Raw genomic sequence first — 7,201 nt, forward strand, 5'->3', positions numbered from 1 at the left:
TCGTTCGTTCTCCGGTCCCCCCGCTCGGCCCCGCTCGGACGGCCCGCGTCGCCCGGGCCGTCAGTCGTACCCGGCCTCCACGAACCAGGCGCCCCCCTCCACCGTGAGCAGCAGCGCCCGCCCGTCCGCCACCGTCACCTGGAACCGGGCCCGGCGGCGGGCCCGGGCCTGGTCCCACCAGTACTCGACCGCCGGCCAGGGGCCGGTCCAGCCCTCCACCGGCAGTTCCCGCCCACGCACCGCCACGATGGCCGGCCGGGCCGACACCCCCGCCCGGCCGTCCACCGTCACCGCCCGCCCGTCCGCGTCCAGGACCGTCGCCGGCACCGGGACCCGGTGCACGACGGACGGCCAGACGTCCCGCTGCCCGCCGACCCGGCCCGGCCACGGTGCGTCGGTGGGCACCGCCGGGTCGTACGGCTCGCCCCACGGCACCCGGACCACCTGGTCGTCCGGCCCCCGTCCGCCGGCCGGCTCGATCCGGCGCAGTCCGGCATGCCCGAGCACCGCCTGTACCCGGGCCACCGCGCGCTCCACCCGGTCGTCGGCCACCGCCTGCCCCCAGAGGGCGAGTTGGCGACCCTGGTCGGGGGTGAGGTCGTCGGGGACGAGGCGCAGCGCGGTGAAGCCGCCCGGCTCGGGGCCCGCCCCGAGCGGGCTCTCCCCGGGGCGGTCGAACGTGCCGGTGCTCTGCCAGGCCTGGAGCTGCCAGCGGACCCGTTCGGCGAGCGCCGTCGCCGAGAGCCGGCCCTCGTGCCGCCAGAGCCGGGCGACCGTCCGCCCGTCGGCACACACCACCTCGACGGCGACCCGCTGGCAGGTCAGCCCCGCCCCGGCGAGTTGCTGGTGCAGCCGCTCGGCCAGGGTCCGGGCGACGAACACCAGCGGTTCGGCGAGCGGCTCGGGCGGATCGAAGCGCTGCTCGACGGAGAGGTCCGGCCCCTCGGTGCGCGGCGCCAGCGGGCGCGGCTGGAGCCCCCGGGCCAGCCGGTGCGCCGTCGTACCGGTCGGGCCGAAGCGGTCGGCCACCGACTCGGCGGGCAGCGCGGCGAACGCCCCGACCGTGGGCAGGCCCAGCCGGTCCAGCAGTTCGGCCAGCCCGGCGTCACCGAGCGCGGTCACCGGGTAGGGCGCGAGGAACTCCGCCGTCCGCCCGGCGGGGACCAGCACCCCGGCCCGGGCGGCGAGCACGGCGGCGAACAGGCCGTCGGCCACCCCGACCAGGCCGAGGGGCGGCACGACCTCGGGAGCCGCAGGCGCTCCGGGTGTTCCGGGTGTTCCGGGCGCCGGTTGCGACGGGGGCGCCGACGGATAGGCGGGCGGGCGCGCGAAACCGCCCCGGGCGCCGTCCCGGGCGGGCGGCGCGGCAGAGAACAGCTCCTCCACCCCGGCCGTCCGCCGCCGGGCCCCGGCCCGCTCGGCATCGGCGGGGTGCGCGGGAGCGGCAGGGGCGGCCGGACGCAGGGGAACCACCTCGGCCAGGCCGTCACGGCCCCTCGCCGCGTTCGCCTCCGCCTCCACCTCCGCGTCCGCCGGCTGCTCCTGGGGCCCGACGACCGCCGCCGTCACGACCTCCGCAACCACCTCCGCCGACACCGCCAGGGCAGCCGTGACCGCCGCCCGGACCTTCGCCGCCAGGGCCTCCTCCCCGCCGAAGTAGCGGGCCGGCCCCTTCACCGGGATCGCGCACAGCCCCGGGCGCAGCACCTCCACCCGAGGGGTGAACGCCTCCACCGCGGCGGCCACCGGTTCGAACCGCCGGGCCTCCGCCTCCGGGTCCCGGTCCCGCAGCTCCAGCGCCGGGCAGAGCCGCTGGGCCAGCTTGAGCCGCTGCCCCTGCCGCACCCCGGCCACCCGGGCCGCCGCCGAACAGGCCAGCACCCGGCCGCCCTCGACCACCGCCACCGGGGCGTCCCGGTCCTCCCCCGGACGTTCGACGGCCACCACCGGCCAGTCCGGACACCACACCACCAGCACCCGGGGGGTGACCGCGCCACTCGCCCCGGTGAGGCCGGCGACCTCTCCGCCGGTCACCTCGCACCACTCATCTCACACCACCGCCATGCGGTCGAGACCCGTACCGGGTCCCGCCACCGCGTCCTCCCCCACCATGTCCACCGTCCCCGCGCCGACCGTCTCCTCCACGGCCCGCACCGCGCCGTGCGCGTCCGGCAGCCAGAGCCTGGCCGCCCGCCCTCGCACCGCCGAGCCGCGCCCCTCGGCCACCACCTCCACCTGCCGTCCGGTGAGCTGCCCGTGCCCGTCCCCCAGCCCGAACCAGCGTCCGGACCGCACCCCCAGCCGCAGTCCGGCCCCCGGCCACGGCCCGGCCACCAGCAGCACGCAGCCGCTGCGCCGCAGGACGGCGGCCAGGCGGGCGGCCAGGTTCGGCGGGACCGGGCCGTCCGGGCGCAGCATGATCAGTTCGACGGCACCGGCCAGCACCGACACCACCTCGGCCCAGTGCGGGCCGGGGTCGTCGGCCACCAGCAGCCGTCGCAGGTCCAGTCCGTACCCGGCGGCCGCGGCCAGTCCGAGGTCGGGCAGCCCGACCGCCGCCGCCCATCCGCCGTCGGTCTCCCGCACCCCGGCGGCCAGCGCCAGCAGCAGCCCGGCGTCCCCGCCGGCCACCGACACCGCCGTCCCCCGCCTCAGCCCGCCCTCCGGCAGCACCCCGCGCAGGGCGGGGACCACCGGCAGCAGCCCCCGCCCGGGGGCGGCGGGCGACGCCACCGGCCGGAGCGCGGGCTGCCGCTCGACGATGGATTCGAAAACAGATTCGATAACGGGCACACCCCCAGGATCGAACATCTGTTCGCAAAGATTCAAGTCCGAATCCCCCACCCCATCCGTCACCCTCCGTGACCACCCCTGGCAGCAAGGGTCCGGTTGACTTCGAGTGCACTCCAACGCCTAGCGTCCGGGACAGACGAATCCCGAGCTCAGGAGGCAGCAACATGACCGACATCCCCACCCGGAACCTGGGCAGCCTGACGGTCTCCGCGCAGGGTCTGGGGTGCATGGGCATGAGCCACGGCTACGGCGCCTCGGACGACGCGCAGTCGATCGCGACGCTGCACCGCGCGCTCGACCTCGGGGTGACCCTGCTGGACACCGCCGACTTCTACGGCGCCGGGCACAACGAGGAGCTGATCGGCCGGGCCGTCGCCGGGCGGCGCGACGAGGTGGTGATCGCCACCAAGTTCGGCTTCGCCAACCGTCTGGGCGAGCCCACCCTGATCCGCGGCGACGCCGCCTATGTGCGGCAGGCGTGCGAGGCCTCGCTGTGCCGGCTCGGGGTCGACCACATCGACCTCTACTACCAGCACCGGGTCGATCCGCGGGTACCGATCGAGGAGACCGTCGGCGCCATGGCCGAGCTGGTACGGGCCGGGAAGGTGCGCCACCTCGGGCTGTCGGAGGCGGCCGCGCACACCGTCCGGCGGGCGCACGCGGTGCACCCGATCGCCGCGCTGCAGAGCGAGTGGTCGCTGTGGACCCGCGACCTGGAGGCGGAGACCGCCCCGCTCTGCCGCGAACTCGGCATCGGCCTGGTCCCGTTCTCCCCGCTCGGACGCGGCTTCCTGACCGGCCGGTACAGCTCGGTGGAGGGGCTCGCCGAGACCGATGTACGGCGCAGCCAGCCCCGCTTCACCGACGGCAACCTCGAACGGAACCTGGCGATCGTCGCGAAGCTGGAGGAACTGGCCTCGGCGAAGGGGGTCACCACCGGCCAGCTCGCGCTGGCCTGGGTGCAGCACCGGGGCGAGGACGTGGTGCCGATCCCCGGCACCCGGCGGCAGCGCTACCTGGAGGAGAACCTCGCGGCCCTGGGCGTCGAACTGTCCCCCGAGGACCTCGCCGCCATCGAGGCCGCCGCACCGGCCGGGCAGGTCGCGGGTACCCGCTACGACGCGGCCAGCCTCACCTTCGTCAACAACTGACCGACCCTTCGAAGAGCCGGGCCCCGGCCCCTCGGTCGGCGGCCCCCGGTCAGCGGGCGGCCGGTCGGCGGGCGGCCGGTCGGTCAGCGGGCGGCCGGTCAGCGGGCGGCCGCGAAGTGGGCGAGGGTCTCCGCGAGTTGGGAGTGCCGGGGCTCGGGCAGGTCGTCCGGGGCGAACCAGTCGAGGGCGTCGAACTTGTGCGGCTCGCCGATGACGACCCGCGCGGGGTCCACCTCGACGGCGAACAGGACCGCGACCCAGTGCGAGACCGGGTCGCCGCGCAGGATGTTGCGCACGCCCAGGGTCTCGACCGTCAGGGCCTCGGTGCCGTACTCCTCCAGGACCTCGCGCCGCACGGCCGACTCGAAGGACTCGCCGTGCTCCAGGGCCCCCGCCCCGGTGTCCCAGGTGCCCGGCTCGTCCCGGGCGCCGGCGCTGCGCCGGGCCAGCAGGATGCGGCCGTTGCCGTCGTGGCAGACGAAGACGCAGGACACCGTGGGGGCGGTGAGCGCCCGTTCGGCGGGGCGTCCGGTCGGGGCGGGGTTCATCCGGTGGTTCCTCCGGTGTCGGGCACGGTCGGAATCAGAAGTGGTCGAGCAGCTCGCGGAAGGTGCGCAGGTGCAGCACCGCCTCGTCGGCCGGGTCCAGCTCGCTGTGTTCGAGCACCCAGGTGTGGTCGTTGGGGATGAAGACGGCGTTCATGCCCACGGCCCGCGCCGGCAGGATGTCCGACTTCGGCGAGTTGCCGATCATCCAGCTGCCGGCGGGGGTGAGGCCGTGCGCCGCCACGAAGCCCCGGTAGGTCGCGGTGTCCTTCTCCTCGACGATCTCGATCGCCCGGAAGTGGTGCGCCAGCCGGGAGGCGTCGATCTTGCGCCGCTGCTCCTCCGGGTTGCCCTTGGTCAGCATCAGCAGGGTGTGCCGGCCGCCGAGGACGGCGAGGGTCTCGGCGACGTCCGGGACGAGCTCCACCCGGTGGTCGGCCAGGACGGCGGCCAGCTCCTCGATCTCGGCCAGCTCCTGGCCGGTGGCGGGCCTGCCGCGCAGCTTCTCGACGCAGTCGCCGAGACTGCGCAGCAGCATCCGGCTGCCGTACCCGTGGGTGACGGCGTTGGCCCGCTGGACGTCGTCGAGCACGGCCCGCAGCTGGGCCCGGTCGAGCGTGGGGTGCCGGAGCCAGTCCAGGTAGTCGTGGATGACGCGCTCGAACAGCACGTTGTTCTCCCACAGCGTGTCGTCCGCGTCGAAGACGAGTACCTGTCCGTTGCGCTGCATCGAAGCCCCCGAGGATCACCTGACCGGTCGTCCGCGACCCTAATCGGAACCGCACCCGCCCGCCTCGGATTTTCCGGCCCGCCGGGCGGCCCCTCGTGTCCGCCTCGTGTCCGCCGCATGTCCGCCTCACGTCCGCCCGGGACCTCGCCCTGGTGACATGTCGACAGAGCGCCACGCATAGGGTGGCCATCGTCCGTCCACGGAGGCATTGACGGGCCGTCGGGGTACCCCCGAAAGGGAACTTTCGGTGCCCACGCCAAGTCGGTGTTTATTCCCGACTGGCAGGGTCGGTCGGCGCGACCGAGGCCCGACCCCGGGCCCCCTGGCGGCGGACGCGACGACGGAACGAGGTCGAGGAGAATCATGCGTGGCACCACACTCGGTGACCGCTACCGGCTGGGCGAATGGCTCGGCGGCGGCTCGATGGGCGATGTCTGGCTCGCCGAGGACCAGGTGCTCGACCGCCGGGTGGCTGTCAAGATCCTGAAGCCCGCGCTGCTGGACGAGCCCGGCTTCGCGGAGCGGTTCCACGACGAGGCCCGGGTGATGGCCCGGTTGCGGCACCCCGGCATCGTCGGCGTGCACGACTTCGGCCCCGGCCGGACGGCCGAGGACGTGCCGTCCTGGGGCGCGCCGACGGCTCCCCCCACCCGCCCGGTCGCCTACCTGGTCATGGAACTGATCACCGGCGAGCCGCTGAGCACGGTACTGGAGCGGCGCGGCCCGCTGACCGTCCTGGAGACCCTGGGCCTGGCACTGGAGGTGCTGGCCGCGCTGCAGGCGGCGCACGAGGCCGGCATCGTCCACCGGGACATCAAGCCGGCCAACCTGATGGTCCGGGACGGCCACGTGGTCATCACCGACTTCGGCATCGCCCGCCCCGGCTGCGACGCCCGGCTCACCGTGCCCGGGATGGTGCTCGGCACCGCCGCCTACCAGGCGCCGGAACAGGCCTCCACCGGCACGGTCACCGCCTCGGCGGACCTGTACGCGCTCGGGGTCGTCCTCTACGAGTGCCTGACCGGGCGGCTTCCGTTCGAGGGCGAGACCGCCCTCGAACTGATCCTCAAGCACCTGACCGACCCGGTGCCGCCACTGCCGGCGGACGTCCCGGCCCCGGTCCGGGCCGTGGTCGAGGGGGCCATGGCGAAGGATCCGGCCCTGCGCTGGCCGGACGCCGCCGCGATGGCCTCGGCCGTCCGGGCGGCGCTGGCCGGGGAACCGGTCGCGGGTCCGCCGCCCACCGGAACCCTGGGCGGCGCGGCGGCCGGAGCGGCCGCGGTCCGGTTGACCGGAGCGGCGGCGGTACTCCGATCCACCGGAACGGGAACGGGAACGGGAGCGGCAACGGGGACGGGTGCCCGGGCCGGCGCGGGGGCCGGCAGGGGCACCGGAGCGACGACGCTCGGCCGGGTGGTGTTCGACCCGGCCGGGTCGATCGGCACCGGGTCGCTCCTGGTCGGGACCGGGTCCCATCCGCTCGGGACCGCGGCGCGCGAGCTGCTCCTGGTCGAGACCGTCGCCCCGCCGAAGCACGCGGCCGGATGGCGGACGGCGCTCTTCGGCAGCCGTCGCCGGACCCTGCTCGTGACGGGCGCGGCCGTGCTGTGCTGCGCCGTCACCGCCGGCACGGCCGTCGTACTGCACCAGGACGGGAAGCCGGCCGCCGTCGTGGCGGGGGCGGCGGCCGCGGGATCGACGGGCGACCCCGTCCGGGCGGATCTGCCGCCGGCGGCCTCGGCCGACCCGGGCGCGGCCTCGCCCTCCCCCGCCGCCCCTTCGCCCGCCGCCTCCCTCCCGCCCGGCACGCCGGGCGCCCCGCTCCCCGAGACCGGGGCCGGTGTCGGCGCCGGAGCGGTGGGCGGGGCAGCGGGCGGATCGGGTGCCGGAGCGGGTGCCGGAGCCGTCGGCGGCGCCGGGGGCCCGGCGACCGGGTCGACGGGCGGTCCCGCGGCCCGGGACACCGCGCCGAACGCCTCCGG

At 76.1% G+C, this 7,201-nt stretch carries 6 protein-coding genes; 2 read left to right on the forward strand and 4 right to left on the reverse strand.

The features are described 5' to 3' along the window. Window positions 1–60 precede the first annotated feature (60 nt). A complete protein-coding gene (locus ADK60_RS45965; protein ID WP_053650218.1) occupies window positions 61–2,034 on the reverse strand; it encodes a DNA polymerase Y family protein in 1,974 nt (657 codons plus the stop codon). Between the two features lie 15 nt (window positions 2,035–2,049). Next, window positions 2,050–2,793: a DnaE2-dependent mutagenesis accessory factor ImuA' gene (gene imuA' / locus ADK60_RS30360; RefSeq protein WP_159400657.1), complete on the reverse strand. Its 744-nt coding sequence runs from the start codon at window positions 2,791–2,793 to the stop codon at window positions 2,050–2,052. Between the two features lie 164 nt (window positions 2,794–2,957). Between imuA' and ADK60_RS30365 the strand changes: the two genes are divergently transcribed. Next, window positions 2,958–3,944, forward strand: a complete 987-nt coding sequence (locus ADK60_RS30365) for an aldo/keto reductase (protein ID WP_053650220.1) — start codon at window positions 2,958–2,960, stop codon at window positions 3,942–3,944. A 98-nt stretch (window positions 3,945–4,042) separates the two neighbouring features. Here the strand turns inward: ADK60_RS30365 and ADK60_RS30370 are convergent, their stop codons facing one another. Together ADK60_RS30370 and ADK60_RS30375 are read right to left on the reverse strand one after the other, a co-directional pair. Then, the gene (locus ADK60_RS30370) at window positions 4,043–4,492 is read right to left on the reverse strand and encodes an NUDIX domain-containing protein (protein WP_045942131.1); all 450 of its coding nucleotides are present in this window, start codon (window positions 4,490–4,492) and stop codon (window positions 4,043–4,045) included. Between the two features lie 34 nt (window positions 4,493–4,526). Then, window positions 4,527–5,219: an HAD family hydrolase gene (locus ADK60_RS30375; protein ID WP_053650222.1), complete on the reverse strand. Its 693-nt coding sequence runs from the start codon at window positions 5,217–5,219 to the stop codon at window positions 4,527–4,529. Between the two features lie 363 nt (window positions 5,220–5,582). Here ADK60_RS30375 and ADK60_RS30380 point away from each other — a divergent pair. Beyond that, window positions 5,583–7,201, forward strand: a 1,619-nt coding sequence (locus ADK60_RS30380) for a serine/threonine-protein kinase (RefSeq protein ID WP_053650224.1), incomplete at its 3' end; no start/stop codon positions are given.

Origin of the sequence: Streptomyces sp. XY431 (assembly GCF_001279805.1) — a bacterium.
GTDB lineage: Bacteria > Actinomycetota > Actinomycetes > Streptomycetales > Streptomycetaceae > Kitasatospora > Kitasatospora purpeofusca.